The organism is Nocardioides sp. QY071, assembly GCF_029961765.1.
Classification (GTDB): Bacteria; Actinomycetota; Actinomycetes; order Propionibacteriales; family Nocardioidaceae; genus Nocardioides.
On sequence record NZ_CP124681.1, the window covers coordinates 2,928,190 to 2,952,210 of the forward strand.

Consider the following 24,021-nt stretch of genomic DNA (forward strand, 5'->3'; position numbering starts at 1 on the left):
AGCACTCAGCCGACGGAGCGCTCCCCCGTCCAGAACCGTGCGCGCAGCGCCTTCTTGTCCGGCTTGCCGAGCGCGGTGAGCGGCAGCGCGTCGACGGCAAGGACGTCCTTGGGCGACTGCACGGAGCCCTTGCGCTCCTTGACCGCGTCCTTGATCTCGGCGACGACCTCGTCGGTGAGCTCGAAGCCCTCACGCAGCACCACCACCGCGGTGACCGCCTCGCCGAACTTCTCGTGCGGCGTACCGATGACACCGACCTGGGCGATCGCCGGGTGCTCGGCGATGACGTCCTCGACCTCGCGCGGGAAGACGTTGAAGCCGCCGGTGACGATCATGTCCTTGGTGCGGTCCACGATGTACCAGAAGCCGTCCTCGTCCTCGCGCGCGACGTCGCCGGTGTGCATCCAGCCGTCGCGGAAGGTCTCGGCGGTGGCCTCGGGCAGCTGCCAGTAGCCGGCCGACAGGAGCGGTCCGGCGACGCAGATCTCGCCCGGCTCGCCCGGCGCGACCGGGTTGCCGGCCTCGTCGAGCAGCGCCGCGCGCAGGTACGCCGAGGGCCGTCCACACGAGGTGAGCCGGGACTCGATCGGCGCACCCGAGGCGTCGACGTGGTCGCCCTTCGGAAAGTAGCTGATCACCATCGGCGCCTCGGACTGCCCGTAGTACTGGGCGAAGATCGGGCCGAACCGCTCGATGGCCTCCTTGAGCCGGACCGGGTTGATCGCGGACGCGCCGTAGTAGACGGTCTCCAGCGACGACAGGTCGCGGGTGCGCGAGTCCGGGTGGTCCATCAGCGCGTAGAGCATGGTCGGCACGAGCATCAGCGAGTTGATCCGCTTCTCCTCGATGGTCGCCAGCACCTCGGCCGGGTCGAACCGCGAGGACACGAACAGGGTGCCGCCCTTGAGCACGACCGGGACGAAGAAGGCGGCGCCGGCGTGGGAGAGCGGCGTGCACATGAGGAAGCGCGGCTCCTCGGGCCACTCCCACTCGGCCATCTGCACCTGCGCCATGGTCGAGAACGCACGCACCGTGCCGATCACGCCCTTGGGCTTGCCGGTGGTGCCGCCGGTGTAGGTGATCGACGTGATGTGGTCGGGCTCGAGCAGCGCGGCCTGGAACGGCTGCGGCTCGAACGACGCCGCCACCTCGGTCAGGTCGGTGCCGACCTCGGCGAGCTCCGGCGGGACCGGGCCGATGGTCAGGACCTGCTTGAGGCCCGGGCACTTGCCCAGCAGCTCGACCGCGCGGGCGGCGAAGTAGGGATCGATGACCAGCGTGGTGATCCCGGCGTCGTTGATGACGTACGCGTGGTCGTCGGCGGAGCCGAGCGGGTGCAGCGAGGTGCGCTGGAAGCCCTGGGTCTGCCCTGCGCCGAGGATGAACAGCACCTCGGGGCGGTTCAGCGCGAGCAGCGCGCCCGGCGTACCTCGCCCGGCGCCGAGCGACTCGAAGGCCTGGATGTACTGCGAGATCCGGTCCGCAGTCTCCTTGCCGGTCAGCGTCACGTCGCCGAGGTGCACGATCGGGCGGTTCGCGTGGCGCTTGAGGGCAGCGACCATCAGGTGGCCGTTGTGGGCAGGCATGCGGAGCGTGTCGGTCACCCTCGCAGACTAGAACGTGTTCTATCCACGAGCAAGGACCCTTACCGACGGGGCGCCTCAGCCGGCCGGTCGCCGCTCGACCGGCGCTCGCCGAAGCTGATCCACACCGGCACCCAGTCGGCCGCGCAGTCCCACGCCCCGCGCTGCGCCTCGACGAGGCGGCGGCGCACCTGGAACTCGGTGCGCGGACCGTCGGCGCAGATGGGCGCCGAGCGGACCGGCCACGCCCACAGGTCGAGCTCGACCAGCTCCAGCTCGAGATCCGGCAGCAGGGCAGGATCGACCAGCACCGTGGCGACGTTCTCGTGCGGCTCGCGCCTCATGCGACAGGACGGTAGCCCGCGCCGCCGACAACGACCAGCGATCAGGCCAGCAGCTCCGCGATCCCCCGGATCTCGTCGGCACTGCGGCACGACAGCAGCAGCGTGGTCACGCCCGTCTCCTCCCACTGCGCCACCCGCTCGCGCACCTCGCCGGGCGTGCCGATGATGTGCATGTCATCGACCAGCTCGTCGGGGATGAGCGCGGTGGCCTTGTCCTTCTCGCCCGACAGGTAGAGCTCCTGAACCTCGTCGGCCAGCTCGCCGTAGCCCATCCGAGTGAAGACCTGGTGGTGGAAGTTCTGCTCCTTGGCACCCATGCCGCCCATGTAGAGCGACACGAACGGCTTCATCTTGTCGATCACCATCTGCTTCTGCGCAGGCGTCTCGACGACCTGCAGGTGACAGGTGGCGGCGATCTCGAAGTCGGCACGGGTACGACGGGCGCCGGGTCGGGCGAAGCCCTCGTCGAGCCACGGCTGGTACATCCCGGCGCTCTTGGGCGTGTAGAAGATCGGGATCCAGCCGTCGGCGATCTCAGCGGTCTGGGCGACGTTCTTGGGGCCCTCCGCACCCAGCCAGATCGGCAGGTCGGCGCGCAGCGGGTGCACGATCGGCTTGAGCGGCTTGCCGAGGCCGACGGCGCCGGGCCCGTTGTAGGGCAGCGGGTGGTGCGGGCCGTCGTTGGTCACCGGCGCCTCGCGGGCCAGCACCTGGCGGATGATCGAGACCACTTCGCGGGTGCGGGCCAGCGGCTTCGAGAACGGCACGCCGTACCAGCCCTCGACGACCTGCGGACCACTGACGCCCATGCCGAGGACCACCCGGCCACCAGTGAGGTGGTCGAGCGTCAGCGCGTGCATGGCGATCGAGGTCGGCGTGCGGCCCGACATCTGCACGATCGACGTGCCGAGCCGGACCCGGGAGGTCTCACGGCCCCACCAGGCCAGCGGCGTGAACGCGTCGCTCCCCCACGCCTCGGCGGTGAAGATCGCGTCGAAGCCCGCGTCCTCCGCGGCGGCGACGAGCTCACCGACGCCCTGCGGCGGTTGCGCGGACCAGTAACCCAGCTGCAAGCCCAGTTTCATGCTCCGCATCATGACGGATCAGGCAGATCCATTTCTAGAACGTGTTTCACTTTCTGGCAGAACATGTTTCACTTCGACCATGAGCCGCACCCTCTCGGCGCCGGTCACGGTCGCCTTCGACTACACCCGGTCGACCGGCCCCGTCGTCGGTCGCTTCCTCTCCGGACTCCGCGACGGCGTCGTCGTGGGCGCCCGGACCTCGACCGGTCAGGTCGTCGTTCCCCCACTCGAGTTCGACCCCGTCACCCACGAGGCGACGACCGACTTCACGGAGGTCTCCTCCGTCGGCACCGTCACGTCGTGGACCTGGGTCCCCGAACCGGTCAAGGACCAGCCGTTCGACCGGCCGTTCGCCTTCGCCCTGGTCACCCTCGACGGCGCCGACGTGCCCTTCCTGCACGCCTTGGACGTCGCGTCACCCGCCGAGGTCACCACCGGCATGCGGGTGCGGGTGCGCTGGGCCGCGGAGCGGGTCGGCCACATCAACGACATCGCGTGCTTCGAGCCCCTGGCTCCCGGCGAGGCCGAGGCCGCCGCTGTCCCGACCGCCGCCGGCGACGAGCCGGTCACCGGCGTGGTCACCCCGGTCTCGCTCGACTACAAGTACGCCGCCTCCCCGGAGGAGTCGCTGTTCTACCGCGGCCTCAACGAAGGCCGGATCATGGGCCAGCGCTGCCCGACCTGCCAGAAGGTCTACGTCCCGCCGCGCAGTGCCTGTCCCTCCGACGGCACCCCGACCGTCGAGGAGATCGAGCTCTCGCAGACCGGCACGATCACGACGTTCTGCGTCGTCAACGTGCCCTTCCTCGGCCAGAAGATCACCCCGCCCTACGTCTCGGCGTACGTCCTCCTCGACGGCGCCGACATCGCCGTGCTGCACCTGATCCTCGGCGTCCCCGCCGACGAGGTGCGGATGGGCATGCGGGTCAAGGCGGTCTGGACGCCGAGGGACGAGTGGGCCTACTCCCTGGAGAACATCGACCACTTCGCGCCGACCGGGGAACCGGACGCCGACTTCGACACCTACAAGCACCACCTCTGAGACGGGAGACAAGGACAGATGCGTGACGTCGCCGTCGTCGGGTTCGCCCAGCGACAGATGCCTGAGTTCGACGGGTCCCCGACCTGTGTGGAGCTGCTCGTTCCGGTCTTCAAGGAGCTCTACGAGCAGACCGGCTGGACCCGCAAGGACGTCGGGTTCTGGTGCTCCGGCTCCTCCGACTACCTCGCCGGTCGTTCGTTCTCGTTCGTCCAGGCGGTCGACGCGATCGGCGTCATCCCGCCGGTCAACGAGTCCCACGTCGAGATGGACCTCGCCTGGGCCATGTACGAGGCGTGGCTCAAGATCCAGACGGGCGAGGTCGACACCGCCCTCGTCTACGCCTTCGGCAAGAGCTCGGCCGGAGTCCTGCGCCGCACCCTCGCGCTCCAGCTCGAGCCCTACACCATGACGCCCCTGTGGCCCGACACCGTGTCCCTGGCCGGCCTCCAGGCCCGCGCGGGCATCGACGCCGGGATCTGGGACGAGCGTGCGATGGCCGAGGTCGCCAACCGCTCGCTGACCGATGCGGAGAAGAACGAGCACGCCATCCGCAAGGGCGGCTCGTCGGTCGAGGAGCTGCTCGCGCGGCCCATGTACGCCGACCCCCTGCGCAAGCACGACTGCTCCCCGGTCACCGACGGCGTGGCGGCCCTGGTGCTCGCCGCCGGCGACAGGGCCCGCGAGGTCCGCGAGCGTCCCGCCTGGCTGACCGGCATCTCCCACTACGTCGACCCGATGGGCATGGGTGTGCGCGACCTCACCCGGTCGCCGTCGGCCCAGCGGGCCGGTGCCGCGCTCGACCTCGGCGGCGTCGAGGTGGCCGAGCTGCACGCTCCGTTCAGCCACCAGGAGCTCATCCTGCGCACCGAGCTCGGGCTCGGAGAGGACGTCGTCATCAACCCGTCCGGCGGCGCGCTGGCCAGCAACCCGATGTTCTCCGGCGGGGGCATCCGCGTCGGCGAGGCCGCGAAGAGGGTCTGGTCCGGCGAGGCCGACAAGACCCTCGCCCACGCCACCAGCGGTCCTGCCCTGCAGCAGAACCTCGTGTGCACCCTGGAAGGAAAGATCTGATGGGCAAGCAGCCTGCAGCGATCATCGGCGTCGGCCAGACGCACCACCGCGCGAAGCGTGAGGACGTCTCCATGGCCGGCCTGTGCCGCGAGGCCATCGACCGGGCGCTCGTCGACGCGAACCTGACGCTCGACGACATCGACGCGATCGTCGTCGGCAAGGCACCCGACCTGTTCGAGGGCGTGATGATGCCCGAGCTGTTCCTCGCCGAGGCGCTCGGCGCGGCCGGCAAGCCGCTGCTCCGGGTCCACACGGCCGGCTCGGTCGGCGGCTCGACCGCCATCGTCGCGTCGTCACTGGTCCAGGCCGGCGTCCACAAGCGCGTGCTGACGGTCGCCTACGAGAAGCAGTCCGAGTCCAACGCGATGTGGGCGCTCTCGGTGCCGCTGCCGTTCAACATGCCCGTCCACGCGGGAGCGGGCGGCTACTTCGCGCCGCACGTGCGGTCCTACATCCGCCGTTCCCAGGCGCCCACCCATATCGGCGCGGTCGTGGCCGCCAAGGACCGCAACAACGCGCTGAAGAACCCCTACGCCCACCTGCACAACGAGGGCACGACCGTCGAGTCGGTGCTGGCCTCGCAGATGCTCTGGGACCCGATCCGGTACGACGAGACCTGCCCCTCGAGCGACGGCGCCTGCGCGCTGGTCATCGTCGACGAGGACACCGCGAGGACCTCGCCGAACCCGGCGTGGATCCACGGCACCGTGATGCGGTCCGAGGCCACCACGGCCGCCGAGCGCGATCAGGTCAACCCCCAGGCCGGTCGCGACGCCGCCGCCGCGCTGTGGAAGCAGGCCGGCATCACCTCGCCGATCGACGAGATCGACGCGGCCGAGATCTACGTGCCGTTCTCCTGGTTCGAGCCGATGTGGCTGGAGAACCTCGGCTTCGCCGCCGAGGGCGACGGCTGGAAGCTCACCGAGGCCGGCGAGACCGCGATGGGTGGCCGGATCCCGGTCAACTGCTCGGGCGGCGTGCTCTCCTCCAACCCGATCGGCGCCTCGGGGATGCTCCGCTTCGGTGAGGCCGCACTCCAGGTCCGCGGCGCGGCCGGCGAGCACCAGGTCGACGGCGCCCGCAAGGCGCTCGGCCACGCGTACGGCGGCGGGTCGCAGTTCTTCGCGATGTGGGTCGTCGGCGCCGACAAGCCGACGAACTGACCCACCTGCGGTTTCGGCCGGCGCGGGGACGGCTAGGTTCACGACGTGAGTGACGCGTCGTACCCGCCGCCGCCCCCGCCGCCCGGACCGCCGTACGGCGCCGCGCCGGTTCCCGCGTCACCCGGCAACGGCCAGGCGGTAGCAGCGTTCGTCCTCGGCATCGTGGCGATCTGCGTCGCCGTCGTCCCGCTCGTCAACGTCGTCTCCGTGGTCCTGGCAGTGATCGGGATCGGCCTCGGTGTCGCCGGCGTGATCCGTGCCCGCAGACTGGCACGTCCGGCGCACCTCGCGGGTTGGGGCATCGGCCTTTCGGTCGCCGCGCTCGGCGTGTCCGCGGTGGTCTCCTACTACACGCTTCGCTACCTCGGCGACTGGTTCGACACCGTCGACCCGCCCGACCCCAGCGCCGAGGTCGGCGAGTGGTTCACCACCGACGACGGCGACCTGCGGATCAAGGTCACCTCGCTCGAGTGCCACCCCGACGACTCGGAGTACGCCGGCACCGACGACCTCGACTGCACCTTCGCCTTCGACGTGGAGAACCGCAGTGACCGCACGATCGAGCTCGACGACATCACGGTGAAGTCGGTGCTGGACGGCGAGTGGGGCAGCGCCGACGTGTCCGACCCCGCCCAGGGCGACACCTACTCGGCCGGCGTCGACGTACCGCCCGGCGCCGAGATGTCCCTGGCCGGCAGCGTCCAGCCCGGCACCCGCCACCTCGACGGGATCGTGTTCGACGCCGACGACGCGTCCAGTCACAGCGCGGTCGTCGTGGATGCCGGGGACGCCTCCTCGGGTCAGTAGGCTCGTCCCCGTGATCGAGCTGCGCACCCCCACCCAGATCGAGCAGATGCGTCCGGCCGGGCGCTTCGTCGCCTCGGTGATCCAGGCCCTCTCCGAGAAGGCCGCGGTCGGCGTCAACCTGCTCGAGCTCGACGCCCTGGCGCACCAGATGATCAAGGACGCCGGTGCCGAGTCGTGCTACATCGACTACCACCCGTCCTTCGGCGCCAGCCCGTTCGGCAAGGTGCTGTGCACGTCGGTCAACGACGCGGTGCTGCACGGTCTCCCCCACGACTACACGCTGCGCGACGGCGACCTGCTGTCCGTCGACTTCGCCGCCTCGGTCGACGGCTGGGTGTCCGACTCCGCCCTGTCGGTCGTCGTCGGCACCCCGCGCGAGGAGGACCTCCGCCTGATCGAGACCACCGAGCAGGCCCTCGCCGCCGGCATCGCCGCCGCCCGCGCCGGCAACCGCCTCGGCGACATCTCGGCCGCCATCGGCGACGTCGCCCACGCGGCCGGCCTCCAGGTCAACCTGCAGTTCGGCGGCCACGGCGTCGGCCGCACCATGCACGGTGAGCCGCACGTCGCCAACGACGGCCGCCCCGGCCGCGGCATCAAGCTCCGCCCGGGCCTGGTCATCGCGATCGAGCCGTGGTTCCTGCACACCACCGACGAGATCGTGTTCGACCCCGACGGCTGGACCATCCGCAGCGCCGACGGCTCGCGCGGCGCGCACGCCGAGCACACCGTCGCCATCACCTCCGGCGACCCGCTGGTGCTCACCGCCCGCGACTGACCCCCTCGCTTCGGGGTACCTCCATCCCCACGACCCGAGCGGTCGGGAGGTGGGATGGAGCGGCGCACCTTGGGCGTCGAGGAGGAGCTGCTCCTCGTCGATCCGGAGACCCGGGCGACGACGTCGCGCGCCGAGCAGGTGCTGAGGTACGCCGCGGAGCACGACCCGGAACCCGCCGACGAGCTCGACCACGAGCTGTTCGCGCACCAGCTCGAGACCCGCACGCCCCCGGTCCGCGACGCGGCGGACCTGCGCCGCCACCTGGTCCGGCTCCGGGACCGCGCCCGCCGGGCCGCCGAGGCGGTGGGAGCGCGGACCGCAGCCACCGGTGCCGTGCCGCTGCAGGGCGGCCCGCCCCGCACGACCCGTGATGACCGCTACCTGGCCATGGTGGCGACCTTCGGGGAGATCGCCCGCCCGGGCGGGACCTGCGGCCAGCACGTGCACGTCCAGGTCGACTCCGACGAGCAGGGCGTGCGCGCCATCGACGCGATCACGCCCTGGCTGCCGGTGCTGCTGGCGATCAGCGCCAACTCGCCGTACTTCCACGGCCGCGACACGCACTATGCGTCATGGCGGGCCGAGGCCTGGGCGCACTGGCCCAGCGCGTGCTCGACCGAGCGGTTCGGCTCGGCCGATTCGTACCACGCCCTCGGCCGCGCCCTGGTGGCCTCGGGCGCCGCCATGGACGACGGGATGCTGTACTTCGACGCCCGCCTCTCGGCCCACCAGCCGACGGTGGAGGTGCGGATCGCCGACGTGTGCACCGATCCCGACGACGCGGTCCTGGTGGCGGTGCTGGCCCGCGCGCTGGTCTCCCGCGAGGTCGACGGCGACGGGCTGCCCAGCGGTCACTGGCGGGCCGAGCTGCTCCGCGCGGCCCGGTGGCGCGCGGCGCGCTACGGCCTGACCGAGCGGCTGCTCGACCCGGTGACGGGCGACCTGGCCCCGGCGCGAGAGGTGCTGAACCACCTGGTCGCCGTCGTCGCGGACCCGTTGGCTGCGTACGGCGACGACGAGGTCGTGCGGAGGGGAGTGCCGCGAGTCCTGGCCGAGGGTGGCGCGACCCGACAGCGGGCCAGCTACGAGCGCAGCGGCGGCAGCATGACGGCGGTGGTCGACGACCTGGTCAGCCGCACGAACGCCGGCTGACCAGGTCGGAGGGGATCAGTGGCTGACGCCCCAGATGAAGCCGAAGATGCCGCAGGCGACGCCGAGTCCGACGATCACCCATAGTGAGACCCAGGCAAGGGAGTGCATCCCGTGCTGGTAGTGGTTCTCGGAGAAACCGGGGAACTGCTCGGCGTTGATCTCGCTCATCGCGTCGTCCTCCTGATGCTCGGCGTCCTGCACGAACGAACGCTACTCCATCGGGTCCCTCGGGAGGATCAACGATCCTCGGTCTTCTGGACGACGGCGAAGGCCGCGTCGAGGTCCACGTTCCACTCGACGCCCTGGGTGTCGCGCACGTCGGCCTCGTAGGCCACGCCCGGGTCGTCGCTCGCGCTCGCCTCGAGCAGGGTGCCGCCGCCGACGGCGTCCAGCGCCGCCTTCTCGACGAAGTCCCGCTCCTCGGCGGTGAGCACCCGGTCGTCGGCGTCGTTCACGTCGTTGTCGTCCGTGTCATCGTCGTCGCTCTCCTGGCCGACGACGGCGAGGTCCTCATCGAGGGTGACGTCCACCTCGGTCCCGTCGGGGCGGCGTACCTCGACCTCGTAGGCCTCGCCCGCGTCGTCGCTCTTCTCGACGGACACGGCCTCGCCGCCGCCGGCGGCCTTCTCGGCTGCGGCGGCAACCCGGTCGCGCTCCTCGCCACCGACCTCGTCGTCGCCGGAGGCCGCCCACACCGTGCCGCCCACGGCCAGGACGGCCACGACGACGACGGCGGGGATGAGGACGCGCTTGCTGCGCAGGCGTGCGGTGTTCATGGGTTTCCTTGTCTCGGAGGGGATGTTCGGCTCCGACTCTGGCACCCTCTCGCTGAACCCCTGCTGAACCTTCCTGAAGGGGCCTTCAGCCCGGCAGCCGTACGACGAACCGCGCGCCCCCGAGCGGCGACGAGTCCAGCACGACCGAGCCCCCGTGGGCGGCCACGACCTCACGGACGATGGCCAGACCGAGTCCGCTGCCGCCGGCGTCGCGGGCCCGGGCCTCGTCCAGGCGCCGGAACCGCTCGAAGACCCGCTCCCGCTCGGCCGCCGGCACGCCGGGGCCGTCGTCCTCGACGCTCACCACGACGCTGTCGTCCTGCTGGCGCACCCCGACGACCACGCGCCGGTCGGCGTGACGCACGGCGTTGTCGAGCAGGTTGCGCACCACCTGCCCCAGGGCCACGGCGTCGCCACGGACCCGGCCCGGGCCGACCCCGCCCGTGTCGATCTCGGGGCACGGCCGTCCTCCGCGGCGGGCGTGGAGCAGCACCAGGTCGTCGACGTCGACGTCGACCCGCCGCATCCTGGGCGCGCCCTCGCCGGCCCGGGCCAGCACGAGCAGCTGGTCGACGAGCAGCTGCATCCGCAGCGACTCCTCCAGCACCGTCGCGGCCAGCTCTCCCTCCGGCAGTGCGCCGGGATGGGCCTGGGCGACCTCGGCGACCTGGCGCAGGCTGGCCACCGGTGAGCGCAGCTCGTGGGAGGCGTCGGAGACGAACTGCTGCTGCAGCTCGCTCGCCTCCTGCACGCGCCCGAGCATCAGGTTCATGGTGCGGGCCAGGCGACCGATCTCGTCCTTGCCCGTCGGCACCGGGACCCGCCGCTCCAGGCTCGATCCGCTGATCCGCTCGACCTCGGCCCGGATCCGGTCGACGGGACGCAGTGCGCGCCCGACGACCAGCCAGGTGGTCGCGCCGACGACGACGAGGAGCAGTGGAACGCCGAGCAGCAGGGGGACGACCAATGCGGCGGTCGTCTCGTCGAGATCCTCGAGAGACGCGGCCACCGCGACCACGCCACCGGCCCCGGTGTCCTCGGTGACGACGACGTAGCGGTGTTCGCCGCCGCGAAGGGCGACGACCTCGCCGTCCTCGACGGGGATCCGGCCGCTCAGCGACCCGGACGCGACGACGACCTGCCCGTCGGCGCCGGTGACCTGCCAGACGACATCGTCGGGCTCGTCGTCGGTCTCCCCCGGCTCGGGCAGCCGTCCGGAGTCAACCTGGGTCACGAGGTCGCTCGCCCTGTGCTCCGCGGTGGTCTCGGCCGCGTCGCGCAGCGAGGAGCGCACCGCCAGCACGAGCAGCACCGCGGCCACCACGAGGGCCACCGCCACGACGAGGACCGCGGCGAGCGTCGTGCGCAACCGCATGTCAGCCGCCGTCGCTCGCGAGGCGGTACCCGGCGCCGCGCAGGGTCTCGATCGCGCCCCGGCCGAAGGGCCGGTCCACCTTGTTGCGCAGGTGACGCACGTAGACCTCGACGATGTTGGGGTCGCCCTCGAAGTCGCCGTCCCAGACGGCGTCGAGGATCTGGCGCTTGGACACCACGTCGCCCTTGTGCCGCGCGAGGAAGGCCAGTACCGAGAACTCGCGGGCGGTCAGCCCGATCTCGACGTCCCCGCGGTGCACCCGCCGGGCGGCCGTGTCGACGACGAGGTCGCCGATCTCCAGTGCCGTCGGGCGCTCCCGCGCACCTCGCCGGGCGACCGCTCGCAGCCGGGCGACGAGCACGGGGAAGGAGAACGGTTTGGTCAGGTAGTCGTCGGCACCGGTGTCGAGGCCCTCGACCTGGTCCCACTCGCCGTCCTTGGCGGTGAGCATCAGGATCGGGGTCCAGTTGCCCTCCTCGCGCAGTGCCCGGCACACCTGGTAGCCGTTGATCCCGGGCAGCATCAGGTCGAGCACGATCGCGTCGTACGCGTTCTCGCGGGCCAGCCACAGCCCGTCGGTGCCGTCGTGGGCGAGGTCGACGGCGAAGCCCTCGGCACCGAGCCCGACCTGCAGCGTGCGGGCGAGCCGTCGCTCGTCGTCGACGACCAGGACACGCATGCGACCTCCGGGAGAAACGGCTCAGGGTGGCCCCATTGTCGCGGAGCCACCCTGAACCTGCGCTGAAGAGGTGCGCTACTTGGTGTAGTTGACCTGCATCTCCTTGATGGCGTTGAGCCATCCGGAGCGGAGCCGACGCGGCTTGCCGACGAGCTCGATGTCGGGCGCGAGGTCGGCGATCGCGTTGAAGATCAGGTTGATCTGCAGGCGCGCGAGGTTCGCCCCGAGGCAGTAGTGCGCGCCGTGGCCGCCGAACGCGACGTGCGGGTTGTTCTCGCGCATGATGTCGAACTTGAACGGATCCTCGAAGACGGTCTCGTCGAAGTTGGCGGACGCGTAGAACATCGCCACGCGGTCACCCTTCTTGATCGCCTGGCCGGCCAGCTCGGTGTCCTTCTTGGCCGTGCGCTGGAAGACGGTCACCGGGGTCGCCCAGCGGACGATCTCGTCGATGGCCGTCTCCGGGCGCTCCTTCTTCCACAGCTCCCACTGGTCGGGGTGCTCGAAGAAGGCGTGCATGCCGTGGCTGGTCGCGTTGCGCGTGGTCTCGTTGCCCGCCACGGTCAGCAGGATCACGAAGAAGCCGAACTCGTCGTTGGTGAGCGCGCCGTGGTCGTCGTCGGCGCCGACGCTGATCAGCTTGGTGACGATGTCGTCCTGCGGGTTCGCCCGGCGCTCGTTGGCGAGCTGGTCGAAGTAGACGAGGATCTCCATGGACGCGACCGCCGGGTCGGCGCCGATGTCGGGGTCGTCGTACCCCATCATCTGGTTGGACCACTCGAAGAGCTTCTTGCGGTCCTCCTGCGGTACGCCGAGGAAGTCGGCGATCGCCTGCAGCGGCAGCTCGGCGGCGATGTCCTCGACGAAGTCGCCGGAACCCTTGGCCACGGCGTCGGCGACGATCTCGCGGGCCCGCTCCTCCAGGACCGTCTTGAGGGCGGCGATCACGCGGGGGGTGAAGCCGCGCGAGACGATGCCCCGCATCTGGGTGTGGTCCGGCGGGTCGTGGTGGATCAGCATCGCGCGCTGGACCTCGACCTGGTCGCGGGTCATGTCCGGGGCGAACCGGATGATCACGCCGTTCTCCATGGCCGACCAGTTCTCGTTGTCCTTGGAGACCTGGCGGACCTCGGCGTGGCGGGTCAGCGCCCAGTAGCCGGTGTCGAGGAAGCCGGCGCGCGCCTCGGGGACCTGCTCGATCCAGCGGATCGGCTCGTTGGCCCGCAGCGCACGGAACTCGTCGTGCGGCAGGGCCACTTCGTTGATGTCGGGATCGGTGGGATCCCATCCCTCCGGAATGAGGAGCTCGGTCACGCGACGAACCTTTCGCTACTGGACGACCATGGGGGGTGGAACACGTTCTAGAGCCACCGTACAAAGCATCGCGCCAATACGAAAGGGTTTCGTGAAAGGACTTTTCCCGTGGCGCGGATCACGACGGGACGCTGGCTAGAACGTGTTCTACTTCGGTGCTACCGTGCGGACATGGGCAACCCTGTGATCGTCGAAGCAGTCCGCACCCCCCTGGGCAAGCGCAAGGGCTGGCTGGCCGGCCTGCACCCGGCCCAGACCCTGGGCTTCATCCAGGCCGAGGTGCTCCGTCGCGCTGGGGTCGACCCGGCGCTCGTCGAGCAGGTGGTCGGCGGCTGCGTCACCCAAGCCGGCGAGCAGTCCAACGACATGGTGCGCCGGGCGTGGCTGTACGCCGGGCTGCCGATGGCGACCGCGGGGACCGCGCTGGACGCGCAGTGCGGCTCGGGACAGCAGTCCGCCCACCTGGTCAACGACATGGTCGCCGCCGGCACCATCGACGTCGGTATCGCCTGCGGCGTGGAGATGATGTCGCGCATCCCGCTGGGCGCCAACGTCCCGCCGGGGATGGGCGACCCGCGCCCCGACGACTGGTCGATCGACATGCCGAACCAGTTCGAGGCCGCCGACCGGATCGCGAGGAACCGCGGCCTCACCCGCGCCGACCTCGAGGCGCTCGGCCTCGCCTCCCAGGCCAAGGCCCGGGTCGCCGTCGACGAGGGCCGCTTCAAGCGCGAGATCGCCGCGATCGAGGCGCCGGTGCTCGACGACGAGGGCAAGCCGACCGGTGAGACCCGTCTCGTCGACGCCGACCAGGGCCTGCGCGAGACCACCGCCGAGGGCCTGGCCGGCCTGCGCACCGTGCTCGAGGACGGTCTGCACACGGCCGGCACCTCCTCGCAGATCTCCGACGGTGCGGCCGCGCTGCTGATCATGGACGAGGACAGGGCGCGCGCCCTGGGCCTGACCCCGCGGGCCCGGATCAAGGCGCAGTGCCTGGTCGGGTCCGACCCCTACTACCACCTCGACGGCCCGATCGACGCCACTGCGCGACTGCTCGAGAAGACCGGCATGGCGATCGGCGACTTCGACCTGTTCGAGGTCAACGAGGCGTTCGCGTCCGTCGTGCTCTCCTGGGCCGGCGTCCACGGCGTCGACCTGGACAAGGTCAACGTCAACGGAGGTGCTATCGCGCTCGGTCACCCGGTCGGGGCCACCGGCGTGCGGCTGATCACCACCGCGCTGCACGAGCTGGAGCGGCGCGACCAAGGCACCGCGCTGATCTCGATGTGTGCCGGCGGTGCGATGGCGACCGGCACCGTCATCGAGCGGATCTGACCTCGCCCGGCTGGCCCGGGCGAACGCCCGGGTCAGCCGACTGCTCAGCGTCGGCCGCGCTTCTCCCGCGGCTGCACCTTGATCTCGATCGGCGTGCCGACGAACCCGAACTCCTCGCGCAGCCGGCGCTCGATGAACCGCTCGTAGCCCTGGTCGAGCTTGCCGGTGGTGAACAGCTTGAACACCGGCGGCGCGCTCTGCACCTGGCTTCCGAACAGGATCCGAGGCTGCTTGCCGCCCCGCACCGGGTGCGGGTGCTCCGCGACGATGCGGCCGAGGAAGGCGTTGAGGGAGCCGGTGGAGATCCGGGTCTCCCAACCCTCGATGGCGCGGTCGAGTGCGGGCACGAGCCGGTCGATGTGCCAGCCGGTCTTCGCGGTGATGTTGATCCGCGGCGCCCACTGCACCTGCACGAGGTCGCGGTCGATCTCACGGTCGAGGTAGTAGCGGCGCTCGGCATCGACGAGGTCCCACTTGTTGAAGGCGATGACGAGCGCCTTGCCGGCCTCGCGGACCTCCTGCAGGATCCGCATGTCCTGCTCGGCGATCGACTCGTTGCCGGCGAGCACGAGCACGCACACCTCGGCCCGCTCGATCGCGGTGGAGGTGCGCAGCCACGCGTAGTACTCGTGGCCCGAGGCCTCCTTGACCCGCTTGCGGATGCCGGCGGTGTCGATGAAGCGCCACTCGCGGCCACCGAGCGAGACCAGCTCGTCGACCGGGTCGACCGTCGTACCGGCGACGTTGTCGACGACGACCCGCTCCTCGCCGGCGAGCTTGTTGAGCAGCGAGGACTTGCCGACGTTGGGGCGACCGACGATGGCGATCCGGCGGGGGCCGCCGAGCTCCTGCTCGACCCTGTCGGGCGCCTCGGGCAGCACCGACAGCACAGCGTCGAGCAGGTCGCCCGAGCCTCGGCCGTGGAGCGCGGAGACCGAGAACGGCTCGCCGAGGCCGAGGTTCCACAGGCCGTGGGCCTCGGCCTCGGCCCGCTCGTCGTCGACCTTGTTGGCGGCCAGCACGACCGGCTTGCCGGACTTGCGCAGCACCCGGACGACGGCCTCGTCGGCGTCGGTGATGCCCACCGATGCGTCGACCACGAAGAGCACGGCGTCAGCCAGGGTGACGGCCACCTCGGCCTGGACCTTGATCCGCTCGGCCATGCCGCGCGCGTCGGGGTCCCAGCCACCGGTGTCGACGAGCGTGAACGCCCGCCCGGCCCACTCGGCGTCGTACGACACACGGTCGCGGGTCACGCCGGGGATGTCCTCGACGACGGCCTCGCGGCGGCCGAGGATCCGGTTCACCAGGGTCGACTTGCCGACGTTCGGGCGGCCGACGACGGCCAGCACCGGGACCACCCCGGTCGGGGTGTCTTCACTCATCACGTTCTCCTTGCGGGAGCGGTCCGGGCAGGCGCCGCCCCGTCTCGTCCAGGGCTTCGGCCAGCTGCTGCTGCAGGTGGGTGCGCAGCGCGGCCGAGGTCAGACGGACATTCTCCCGCGTCCGGGGCCACGGAGCCGCATCGACGGCGTACGGCTCCCCCACGACGATGTCGATCCGGGCCCCCTTGTGGGGCAGCGAGCTGCTCGAGCCGCCGGGGTCACGGGATCCCAGGAAGGTCAGCGGTACGACGGGTGCCCCCGTCACGAGCGCCAGGTACGCCGCCCCGCCGTGGATCCGCTCGAGGTCCCCCGGCCCCCGCGTGCCCTCGGGGAACACGCCCACCGCGTGGCCGTCGCGGAGCACCCGCAGCGCGGTCCGCACGGCCGCCGGATCGGTGTGGTCGCGGTCGAGCGGGATCTGCCCCGACGCCCGCAGGAACGGGCCCAAGGGGCCCGAGAACATCTCGATCTTGGTCAGCGCGTGCACGGGTCGCGGCGCGAAGATCGCCATCAGTGGTCCGTCAACCAACCCGATGTGGTTGCCCGCGACCACCGCTGCCCCGTGGGCGGGGAAGCGGTCCGGGTGGTGCACCCGGACGTCGTACCGGCGCCGGATCAGCCACCGCGAGGCCGGCCGTCCCCGGACCAGGAGCCAGCGAGCGGGTCGCCGGACCTCGTGCGCGCTCACACGCGCTCCATCACCAGGCCCACCACGACGTCGACGACCTCGTCGAGGCTCAGCTCGGTCGAGTCCACGTGGACCGCGCCCTCGGCCATGGTCAGCGGGGCGACGGCCCGGCCGGAGTCGATCTTGTCGCGGGCGAGCAGCGACTCCTGGGTGGCGGTGACGTCGGCGCCACCGTTCTCCAGGGCGCGGCGGGCGGCGCGGGCGGCCGGGTCGGCGGTGAGGTAGACCTTGAGCTCGGCCTGCGGCCAGACCACGGACCCGATGTCGCGGCCCTCCACGACGATGCCGCCGGCGCCGATCAGGGCGCGCTGGAGGCTCACCAGCCGGGTGCGGACCTCGGGCACCGCGCTCACGGGCGAGACCGCGCCGTTGACCTCGTCGCTGCGGATCTCGACGGAGACGTCACGGCCGTCGACCGTGATGGTCGGCGCGAGCGGGTCGGTCCCGGAGACGAGGACCGGCTCGGAGGCGCGGGCGGCCACCGCGGCCGGGTCGTGCACGTCGACACCCTGGTCGAGCATCCACCAGGTGATGGCGCGGTACTGCGCCCCGGTGTCGAGGTAGCGCAGGCCGAGCCGGTCGGCGACCGCGCGGCACGTGCTGGACTTGCCCGAGCCGGAGGTTCCGTCAACTGCTACGACCACGTTCACCGGCACACTCACGGGCGGCACCCTACCGGTGAGTCACCCAGCCCCTCGACTCCAGAGCGGCCCGCAGCTCCTCGGCACGGCCCACGACGACGTCGAGCTCGACCTGGCCGACGGGGCGACCGGGGTCGTGGTCGATGCGCACGTCCTCGATGTTGACGCCGCTGTCGCCGGCGTCCGCGAACAGCCGCGCCAGCCCGCCCGGCTGGTCGGGCAGGGCCACCCGCACGGCCTCCATCGGCTCCGGCGCCGCGCCGTGCTTGCCCGGGATCGCCCGGGTGCCGGCCTGCCCGTAGGCCAGCAGCGACTCCAGGCCGACCCGGTCGCCCCCGGCGACCGCCTCCAGCGCCAGGTCCAGCCGGTCGCGGACCTCGCTGAGCAGCGCGGCGACCGCGGTCGCGTTGCCGCTGATGATCTGGCTGTACAGCCGCGGGTCGCCGCCGGCCACCCGGGTGACGTCGCGCACACCGGTGCCCGACAGGGCCAGGTGGTCGGCCGAGGCGCCGGCCAGGGTGCCGGCGACGAGCGAGGCCATCAGGTGCGGGACGTGCGAGGTGCGCGCGACCGCGCGGTCGTGCTCGACCGGGCTCAGGTGCACCGGCACCGCGCCGCACACCAGCGCCAGCGCCTCGACCACGCGGGTCGCCGACGCGGTGGCGTCCGGCCCGGGAGTGATCGCCCACGGGCGGCCGTCGAAGAGCTCGGCATTGGCCGAGAGCGGACCGGAGTGCTCGGTGCCGGCCATCGGGTGGCTGCCGACGTACCTGCCGATCGCCGCGTGCCCGGCCACCGCGGCCAGCGGACCGGCCTTGACGCTGCCCACGTCGGTGACCACCGTGTCGTGGCCGACGGCGTCGAGGACCTGGTTGATGACACTGCCCAGCGCGTCGGGCGGTACGGCGACCACGACCAGCTGCGGGACGTCGTCCGCCGTGCGTGCGCGACCGGCGCCGAGCCCGGTCGCCGTACGCACGTGGTCGGACGTGGTGTCCGTCAGCAGCACCTCGAGGCCCGCGCGTCGGCAGGCCAGCGCGATGGAGGTGCCGATCAACCCGGTCCCGACGATCTCGACCGGGCCGGTGAGCGGACTGGTCAGGCTCGTCTCGGACACGCAGGCAAGGCTAGTGGGATCGGGCTCACCCGTCCGCGCCGGGCTGGTAGGACCCGAAGGACCAGTGGTTGCCCTCGGGGTCGCGGACGCTGCCGCCGCGGCCGCCGTAGTCCTGGTCGACCATCGGGCGCTCCACCGCGGCCCCGGCCGCGACGGCGGCGTCGAAGACGGCGTCGGGGTCGTCGGTGACGAGGTAGACGGCGGCGCTCCCCGCCGGCTGGAGCGGGGCATCGGGCCGCACGGCGCCGAACATGATCCCGCCACCGCCGGGCCAGAGCCATTCGGCGTGCACGACGGTGCCGGCGTCGTCGCGGTGGGTGGCGTGCTCGACGAAGCCGATCCCGCGCAGCCACGCGTTCATGGTGTCGACATCGCGGAACTGCATCGCGGGCCCAGAGGCGGACTGTTGCTGCGGAGGTAGCTGTCGTTGTCATGCCTGCAAGCCTGCTCCCACGTCGTCGTCGCGGTCTTGAACGAACGGGAACTCCTCGCGCAGCCACGTCGTCGGCGTGCACCCGGCCAGCGCGGTCCACTCGCGCGTCAGGTGCGCCTGGTCGGCGTACCCGCACGCGTCGGCCACCTCCGCCAGCGGACGGTGCCCGAGCAGCCCACGCGCCGTCTCCAACCGCGCTACCCGCTGGAACGCCTTGGGCGCGAGCCCGCACTCCGCCCGCACCAGCGTCCCGAGCCGGCGCCGGCTGTAGCCGACCTCCTCGGCCACCTCCGCCACCCGGTTCCCCGACGTGAGCAGCGCGAGGGCGTGCGCGACCTCGGCCCGCGGGGCCGGGTCTCCCCCACGCGCCGCCAGCCCCGCCAGGGTCCGGTCCACCAGCGCGACCCGCGCCGGCCAGGACGCCAGCGCGTGCAACCGCTCGGGCAGGTCCCGCAACGCCTGCGGTACGACGGCCTCGTCGAGGTCGGTCAGCGCTCCCGACAGGTCCGCCGCCGGCCTCCCGAGCAGCACCCGCACCCCCTCGACCGTCAGTGCGACCTGGACCCCGCGCTGCGAGCCGTCGTGGTGGATCGCCGCCGGCTCGGTGTGCAGCCCGGACAGGGACGCCCAGGCGGAGTGCAGGCTCGCCGGACGCCCGGCCCACGAGACCCGGAGGGGGTCGTCGAGCGGGAGCACCAGGGTGATCGTGGTCGACGGCAGCCCGCGGTGCATGCCGGGCGCGCCGAAGTCGACGTCGTACGGGATGCGTGCGACGACATACCCCCGCAGGGCCGCGGGCACCGGTGGAGCCGGGATCATCCGACCACCGTAGATTCTAGAGCCCGACCAGCTCCAGCAGCTGGCCGAGCTCGTCGTCGGACAGCTCCCGCAGCCTGCCGCCGCCGAGCGTGCCGAGCTCGATCGGCCCGAACCTGGTGCGGCTGAGCTGGCGCACCGGGTGCCCGACCTGGTCGAGTAGGCGGCGCACGATCCGGTTGCGGCCCTCGTGGATGACCAGCTCGATGATCGACTTGTCGGTCGAGGTGTCGATCACCCGCGCCCGGCGTACCTCCACCGGGCCGTCCTCCAGCGTCACGCCGGCGAGCAGCTCTGCGACGGTGCCCTTGGCGAGCCGGCCGGCGACCTCGGCGACGTAGGTCTTCTCGACCTCGAACGACGGATGCGCCATCCGGTGGGCGAAGTCGCCGTCGTTGGTGAGCAGCAGCAGGCCCGAGGTGTCGGTGTCGAGCCGCCCGACGTGGAACAGGCGTTCGGGCCGGTCGGCCACCAGGTCGGAGAGCGTACGACGCCCCTGCGGGTCGGACATCGTGGACACTACCCCGCGCGGCTTGTTGAGCACGAGGTAGACGTGGTCGGAGATCGGGGGCAGCCGCTTGCCGGACACCTTGATCACCGCGGTGCGCGGGTCGACCTTGGTGCCGAGCCGGGTCACGACCTCACCGTCGACCTCGACCTCGCCCTCGAGCATCAGCTCCTCGCAGCGGCGCCGGGAGGCCACGCCGGACTGGGCGAGCAGCTTCTGCAGGCGGATCTGGCCGTCGTCGTCGACGGCGATGTCACGCGTCATCGTCGTCCTCCTCGGCCACCGGCGCGGGCTCGTCGGCGCCCGCGGCGGCCGGCTCGGCGACGCTCTCGCGCAGCTCCTCCTCGACGTCGGCGAGCTCGGGCAGGTGCGGCGCCAGGTCGGGCAGCTCGTCGAGCGAGACGATGCCGATGCGCTCCAGGAAGTAGCTCGTGGTCCGGTAGAGAGTCGCGCCGTGCTCCCCGTCGCGGCCGGCCTCCTCGACCAGGCCGCGGCTGAGCAGGGTCCGCATCACGCCGTCGACGTTGACCCCGCGCACGGCCGAGACCCGCGCGCGGGAGACCGGCTGCTGGTAGGCCACGACCGCGAGCGTCTCCAGCGCGGCCTGGGTGAGCCTGGCCTGCTGACCCTCGAGCACGAACGCCTCGACGACGGGTGCCAGCTCCTCGCGGGTGTAGTAGCGCCAGCCGCCGGCGACATTGCGCAGCTCGAAGCCGCGGCCCTGGTCGTCGTACTCCGCCGCGAGGGCGGCGAGCGCAGCGACGACCTCGGGCTCCGGGTGGCCGACGGCGGTCGCCAGCGCCACCGCGTCGAGCGGCTGGTCGGCGACCATCAGCACCGCCTCCAGCGCGGGACGCAGCTCGGCCACGGGCGGGGCCAGGGCCTCTTCACTCATCGGTGGGCTCCTCCTCGGGCGGTGCCGCCCCGTCGAACTCGTCGGTGATCAGGTCCTCCACGTCGACCGCCTCGTCGCCGGTCCAGCGGACCGACAGCTCGCCCAGCGGGGTCACCTGGTCGAAGGCGACCGCCCCCTCGCGGAACAGCTCGAGCAGGGACAGGAACCGTGCCACCGTGGTCAGGGTGTCCGGCGAGTCGCCGCACAGCGCCCGGAAGGTGAGCGTGCCGCTGCGGCGCAGCCGATCGACCACGATCGCGGCCTGCTCGCGCACGCTGACCGTCGGGGCGTGGATGTGGTGCAGGGTCAGCTGCAGCTCGGGCCGGGGTGTCATCGCCTTGGCCGCCAGCGCCGCGAACTGGTCGAGGCCGATCCCGATCAACACCTCGGGCAGCAGGCCGGCGTAGCGCTCCTCGAGCCCGACCGCGCGCGGGTAGCGGCGGGACTCGGCCTGGAGCCGCTCGTCGAGGACGGCCGCGACCTGCTTGTAGGCCTTGTACTGCAGCAGGCGCGCGAAGAGCAGGTCCCGCGCCTCCAGCAGCGCCAGGTCCTCCTCGTCCTCCACGTCGCCCGCCGGCAGCAGCCGGGCTGCCTTGAGGTCCAGCAGGGTCGCCGCGACCAGCAGGAAGGACGTCGTCTCCTCGAGCGAGTCGTCCGGGAGCTTCTTGATGTGTGCGATGAACTCGTCGGTGACCTTCGAGAGCGCGATCTCCGTGACGTCGAGCTTGTGCTTGGAGATCAGGCTCAGCAGCAGGTCGAAGGGGCCCTCGAAGTTCGCCAGGCGTACGGCGAAGCCACCGTGCTGCTCGCCGGGCTCGGCGCCCGCCTCGACCTCGCTCACGCCTGCATCATGACTCACGCAGGCGCCTGACCAGCGCGGAGCCCTCCCCCTCGGCCTCGAGCTCACCCAGGACCAGGTGCAGCGCCTCGCGGACCAGGCGGCCGCGGTCGACCGCCATGCCGTGCTCCCCGCGCAGCGTGAGCCGGGCCCGCTCCAGCTCCATCAGCTCCGCGGAGGAGACGTAGACGGTGATCTTCTCCTCGTGGCGGACCCGGCCGGACGGGCCCTTCTGGGGCTTGTCGGGTACGTCGGCCGGCGGGTCGGGGACGGCGCGGACGGCCGGCCCGGTCGAGTCGCCGGTGGGCCGGAACAGGTCGTCCGCGGCCGGCATGCTCACACGTCGAGACACCTCAGCGCCACCTCCTTCGCGAGCTGGCGGTACGCCTCCGCCCCGCTCGAGCCGGAGGCGTACGACGTGATCGGCTCGCCCGCGACGGTGGAGTCGGAGAACTTCACGGTGCGGCGGATGACGGTGTGGAAGACCTTGTCGCCCCAGGCCTGGACCAGGCGCTCGAGCACCTCGCGGCCGTGCAGGGTGCGGCCGTCGAACATGGTGCCGAGGACGCCGTCGACCTCGAGGCCGGGGTTGAGCCGCTGCTTGACCTTGTCGATGGTGGCCTTGAGCAGCGCCACGCCGCGCAGCGCGAAGTACTCGCACTCCAGCGGCACGATCACGCCGTCGGAGGCGGTGAGCGCGTTGACCGTCAGCAGGCCGAGCGAGGGCTGGCAGTCGATGAGGATGACGTCGTACTCCTCGATCGCCGGGGCGAGGACGCGCTGCAGCGTCTGCTCGCGGGCGACCTCGTGGACCAGCTGCACCTCGGCGGCCGACAGGTCGATGTTGGAGGGCAGCAGGTCCATGCCGGGCACACCGGAGGGCACGACGACCTCGTCGAGCGTGGCCTCGGGGTCCATGAGCAGGTTGTAGACCGTGCTCTCCATCTCGTGCGGGTTGAGGCCGAGGCCGACCGAGAGCGAGCCCTGCGGGTCGAAGTCGACCAGCAGCACCTTGCGGCCGTACTCGGCCAGTGCGGCGCCCAGGTTGATGGTGGTCGTGGTCTTTCCGACCCCACCCTTCTGGTTGCACATCGAGATGACCCGGGCGTGACCGTGGGCGGTGACCGGCTTGGGGTCCGGGAGCACCGGCATCGGGCGCCCGGTCGGGCCGAGCTCGCCGGTCACGGTCTGCACCGAGGCGGGCTCGGGCGCGTTCCGGTCGGGCAGCGGGAACTGCAGCGTCATCGCGTCCTCGCGCGTCGCGTCGCTGGTCACGGCTGCGTCCTCCGTGCCGAGCGGTACGTCGCTGCCGGGTGCCGGGATCGGCATCCTCGGCGGCATGTCGGGTGCACTGGATCCTCCGTAGAAGCCGGCCATTGCCCTCACCTTTGTCTGGAGTGGTTGCGGGCTCCTTCCCCAGAGCCCGGGACTCCTCCATCCAACAATGTCGACACGGCGACATTGTGGAGGCGCGCCGCGCGTCGGTCAGCCGTCGATGCCGGTGGCCGCGTGCGGGGCCCCGGTCGGCTTGCTCTGCGAGGACCCGCGCTGGCGCAGGTAGATCGAGAACACAGCCATGGCGCCGACGGCGAGGAACTCCGACTGCCAGTTCTGCAGGGTGCGCTCCCAGAAGTCCGCGGAGCCGACGTACGCCGGCCAGCTGACCGGGTCGCGCAGGTCCTGGAACCGCTGCTCGTCGTACGCCGCCCGACCGGCGACCGACTGGACGAGCCACGAGCAGACGAAGATCGTGCCCATCGCCAGGGCCAGCGAGGTGCCGTACGCGTGACGGCGCCAGCCGCTCGCCCTCGCCCAGGCCGGTGAGTCCGGACGGGCGTACTCACCGACCATCTGGTCCTCGTCGCTCTCCAGGCCGGCCTTGTCGAGCTGCTTGGACTCCGGCGAGCCCTGCTGCAGCAGCCAGACCGTGGCGAGCAGGTAGAGCAGGAACTGGAGGAACTCGCTCTGCCAGTTCTCGGCCACGGCGACGGCGTAGTCGGTGGAGGTGACGTAGTCGCCGAGGCCGATGGTGCCGACCTGGGCAGCGACCTGCTGGTCGTTGAACGACTGCCAGCCCGCGACTGCCTGGGCACCGAGGGTGGCGAGGAACAGGACGCCGAACGCGAGGCCCAGTGCGTTGAGGGTCACGAAACGCTTCATGTGTGCCGCGATCCCGCCAGGAGGAGCAGCACGATG

The 24,021-nt window shown here is 71.7% G+C and carries 27 protein-coding genes; 7 read left to right on the top strand and 20 right to left on the bottom strand.

Features of this window, described 5'->3' with window-relative positions; translation table 11 throughout:
• Nucleotides 1-5: 5 nt before the first annotated feature.
• Genes fadD8 through QI633_RS14155 form a run of 3 tightly spaced genes read right to left on the bottom strand, consistent with a single transcriptional unit; the run spans nt 6 to nt 3,012 of the window.
• Complete coding sequence (fadD8, locus tag QI633_RS14145) at nt 6-1,604, bottom strand: fatty-acid--CoA ligase FadD8 (RefSeq protein ID WP_260805952.1); 1,599 nt, start codon at nt 1,602-1,604, stop codon at nt 6-8.
• Between the two features lie 41 nt (nt 1,605-1,645).
• Entirely contained in the window at nt 1,646-1,927 is a 282-nt protein-coding gene (locus tag QI633_RS14150; RefSeq protein WP_282426154.1) for a hypothetical protein, read from the bottom strand.
• A gap of 41 nt (nt 1,928-1,968) precedes the next feature.
• The gene (locus QI633_RS14155) at nt 1,969-3,012 is read right to left on the bottom strand and encodes an LLM class F420-dependent oxidoreductase (protein ID WP_282426155.1); all 1,044 of its coding nucleotides are present in this window, start codon (nt 3,010-3,012) and stop codon (nt 1,969-1,971) included.
• A 79-nt stretch (nt 3,013-3,091) separates the two neighbouring features.
• Between QI633_RS14155 and QI633_RS14160 the strand changes: the two genes are divergently transcribed.
• From QI633_RS14160 to QI633_RS14185, 6 genes are read left to right on the top strand one after another with little or no spacing between them, the layout of a single operon-like run.
• Entirely contained in the window at nt 3,092-4,054 is a 963-nt protein-coding gene (locus QI633_RS14160) for an OB-fold nucleic acid binding domain-containing protein (RefSeq protein WP_282426156.1), read from the top strand.
• A gap of 18 nt (nt 4,055-4,072) precedes the next feature.
• Nucleotides 4,073-5,125 carry a thiolase domain-containing protein gene (locus tag QI633_RS14165; protein WP_282426157.1) on the top strand — a complete coding sequence of 351 codons (1,053 nt, stop codon included), beginning with the start codon at nt 4,073-4,075 and terminating at the stop codon, nt 5,123-5,125.
• Nucleotides 5,125-6,288: a thiolase domain-containing protein gene (locus QI633_RS14170; RefSeq protein ID WP_282426158.1), complete on the top strand. Its 1,164-nt coding sequence runs from the start codon at nt 5,125-5,127 to the stop codon at nt 6,286-6,288. The genes QI633_RS14165 and QI633_RS14170 overlap by 1 nt, the downstream gene beginning before the upstream one ends.
• Before the next feature lie 45 nt (nt 6,289-6,333).
• Nucleotides 6,334-7,095, top strand: coding sequence for a hypothetical protein (locus QI633_RS14175; protein ID WP_282426159.1), 762 nt, complete (start codon nt 6,334-6,336; stop codon nt 7,093-7,095).
• A 10-nt stretch (nt 7,096-7,105) separates the two neighbouring features.
• Nucleotides 7,106-7,873, top strand: coding sequence for a type I methionyl aminopeptidase (map, locus tag QI633_RS14180; protein WP_141798598.1), 768 nt, complete (start codon nt 7,106-7,108; stop codon nt 7,871-7,873).
• Between the two features lie 54 nt (nt 7,874-7,927).
• Complete coding sequence (locus QI633_RS14185; RefSeq protein WP_141798597.1) at nt 7,928-9,025, top strand: glutamate--cysteine ligase; 1,098 nt, start codon at nt 7,928-7,930, stop codon at nt 9,023-9,025.
• A gap of 15 nt (nt 9,026-9,040) precedes the next feature.
• Here QI633_RS14185 and QI633_RS14190 read toward each other — a convergent pair whose 3' ends face one another.
• The 5 genes from QI633_RS14190 to QI633_RS14210 all read right to left on the bottom strand — a co-directional run bounded on the left by QI633_RS14190 (nt 9,041) and on the right by QI633_RS14210 (nt 13,169).
• A complete protein-coding gene (locus tag QI633_RS14190) occupies nt 9,041-9,226 on the bottom strand; it encodes a hypothetical protein (RefSeq protein WP_141798596.1) in 186 nt (61 codons plus the stop codon).
• 35 nt (nt 9,227-9,261) lie between these two features.
• Nucleotides 9,262-9,801 (bottom strand): PepSY domain-containing protein, encoded by a 540-nt coding sequence (locus QI633_RS14195; protein WP_141798595.1) that lies wholly within the window; start codon nt 9,799-9,801, stop codon nt 9,262-9,264.
• 85 nt (nt 9,802-9,886) lie between these two features.
• The gene (locus QI633_RS14200) at nt 9,887-11,176 is read right to left on the bottom strand and encodes a HAMP domain-containing sensor histidine kinase (protein ID WP_141798594.1); all 1,290 of its coding nucleotides are present in this window, start codon (nt 11,174-11,176) and stop codon (nt 9,887-9,889) included.
• 1 nt (nt 11,177) lies between these two features.
• Complete coding sequence (locus QI633_RS14205; protein WP_141798593.1) at nt 11,178-11,855, bottom strand: response regulator transcription factor; 678 nt, start codon at nt 11,853-11,855, stop codon at nt 11,178-11,180.
• Between the two features lie 75 nt (nt 11,856-11,930).
• On the bottom strand, nt 11,931-13,169 hold the full coding sequence (locus QI633_RS14210; protein ID WP_141798592.1) for a cytochrome P450: 1,239 nt from the start codon (nt 13,167-13,169) through the stop codon (nt 11,931-11,933).
• Nucleotides 13,170-13,340: 171 nt separating this feature from the next.
• On the opposite strand from QI633_RS14210, the gene QI633_RS14215 reads away from it, so the two are divergent.
• The gene (locus tag QI633_RS14215; protein WP_141798591.1) at nt 13,341-14,504 is read left to right on the top strand and encodes a steroid 3-ketoacyl-CoA thiolase; all 1,164 of its coding nucleotides are present in this window, start codon (nt 13,341-13,343) and stop codon (nt 14,502-14,504) included.
• A gap of 44 nt (nt 14,505-14,548) precedes the next feature.
• Here QI633_RS14215 and der read toward each other — a convergent pair whose 3' ends face one another.
• From der to QI633_RS14275, 12 genes are all read right to left on the bottom strand, one after another.
• Nucleotides 14,549-15,889: a ribosome biogenesis GTPase Der gene (der, locus tag QI633_RS14220; RefSeq protein ID WP_141798590.1), complete on the bottom strand. Its 1,341-nt coding sequence runs from the start codon at nt 15,887-15,889 to the stop codon at nt 14,549-14,551.
• Entirely contained in the window at nt 15,882-16,577 is a 696-nt protein-coding gene (locus QI633_RS14225) for a lysophospholipid acyltransferase family protein (protein WP_141798589.1), read from the bottom strand. Before QI633_RS14225 ends, der begins: the two co-directional genes overlap by 8 nt.
• A complete protein-coding gene (gene cmk / locus QI633_RS14230; protein ID WP_282426160.1) occupies nt 16,574-17,239 on the bottom strand; it encodes a (d)CMP kinase in 666 nt (221 codons plus the stop codon). Before cmk ends, QI633_RS14225 begins: the two co-directional genes overlap by 4 nt.
• 10 nt (nt 17,240-17,249) lie before the next feature.
• A complete protein-coding gene (locus QI633_RS14235) occupies nt 17,250-18,335 on the bottom strand; it encodes a prephenate dehydrogenase (RefSeq protein ID WP_260805950.1) in 1,086 nt (361 codons plus the stop codon).
• Nucleotides 18,336-18,360: 25 nt separating this feature from the next.
• The gene (locus QI633_RS14240; protein WP_282426161.1) at nt 18,361-18,720 is read right to left on the bottom strand and encodes a VOC family protein; all 360 of its coding nucleotides are present in this window, start codon (nt 18,718-18,720) and stop codon (nt 18,361-18,363) included.
• Between the two features lie 45 nt (nt 18,721-18,765).
• Nucleotides 18,766-19,587 carry a helix-turn-helix transcriptional regulator gene (locus tag QI633_RS14245; protein WP_282426162.1) on the bottom strand — a complete coding sequence of 274 codons (822 nt, stop codon included), beginning with the start codon at nt 19,585-19,587 and terminating at the stop codon, nt 18,766-18,768.
• Between the two features lie 16 nt (nt 19,588-19,603).
• Entirely contained in the window at nt 19,604-20,356 is a 753-nt protein-coding gene (locus tag QI633_RS14250) for a pseudouridine synthase (RefSeq protein WP_141798586.1), read from the bottom strand.
• Nucleotides 20,346-20,987 carry an SMC-Scp complex subunit ScpB gene (gene scpB, locus QI633_RS14255; protein WP_282426163.1) on the bottom strand — a complete coding sequence of 214 codons (642 nt, stop codon included), beginning with the start codon at nt 20,985-20,987 and terminating at the stop codon, nt 20,346-20,348. Before scpB ends, QI633_RS14250 begins: the two co-directional genes overlap by 11 nt.
• Entirely contained in the window at nt 20,980-21,828 is an 849-nt protein-coding gene (locus QI633_RS14260; protein WP_282426164.1) for a ScpA family protein, read from the bottom strand. The genes scpB and QI633_RS14260 overlap by 8 nt, the downstream gene beginning before the upstream one ends.
• Nucleotides 21,829-21,835: 7 nt before the next feature.
• Complete coding sequence (locus QI633_RS14265) at nt 21,836-22,177, bottom strand: hypothetical protein (RefSeq protein WP_174245211.1); 342 nt, start codon at nt 22,175-22,177, stop codon at nt 21,836-21,838.
• Entirely contained in the window at nt 22,162-22,977 is an 816-nt protein-coding gene (locus tag QI633_RS14270; RefSeq protein WP_260806579.1) for a ParA family protein, read from the bottom strand. The genes QI633_RS14265 and QI633_RS14270 overlap by 16 nt, the downstream gene beginning before the upstream one ends.
• 333 nt (nt 22,978-23,310) lie before the next feature.
• Nucleotides 23,311-23,973, bottom strand: a complete 663-nt coding sequence (locus QI633_RS14275; protein ID WP_282426165.1) for a DUF6766 family protein — start codon at nt 23,971-23,973, stop codon at nt 23,311-23,313.
• Nucleotides 23,974-24,021 lie beyond the last annotated feature (48 nt).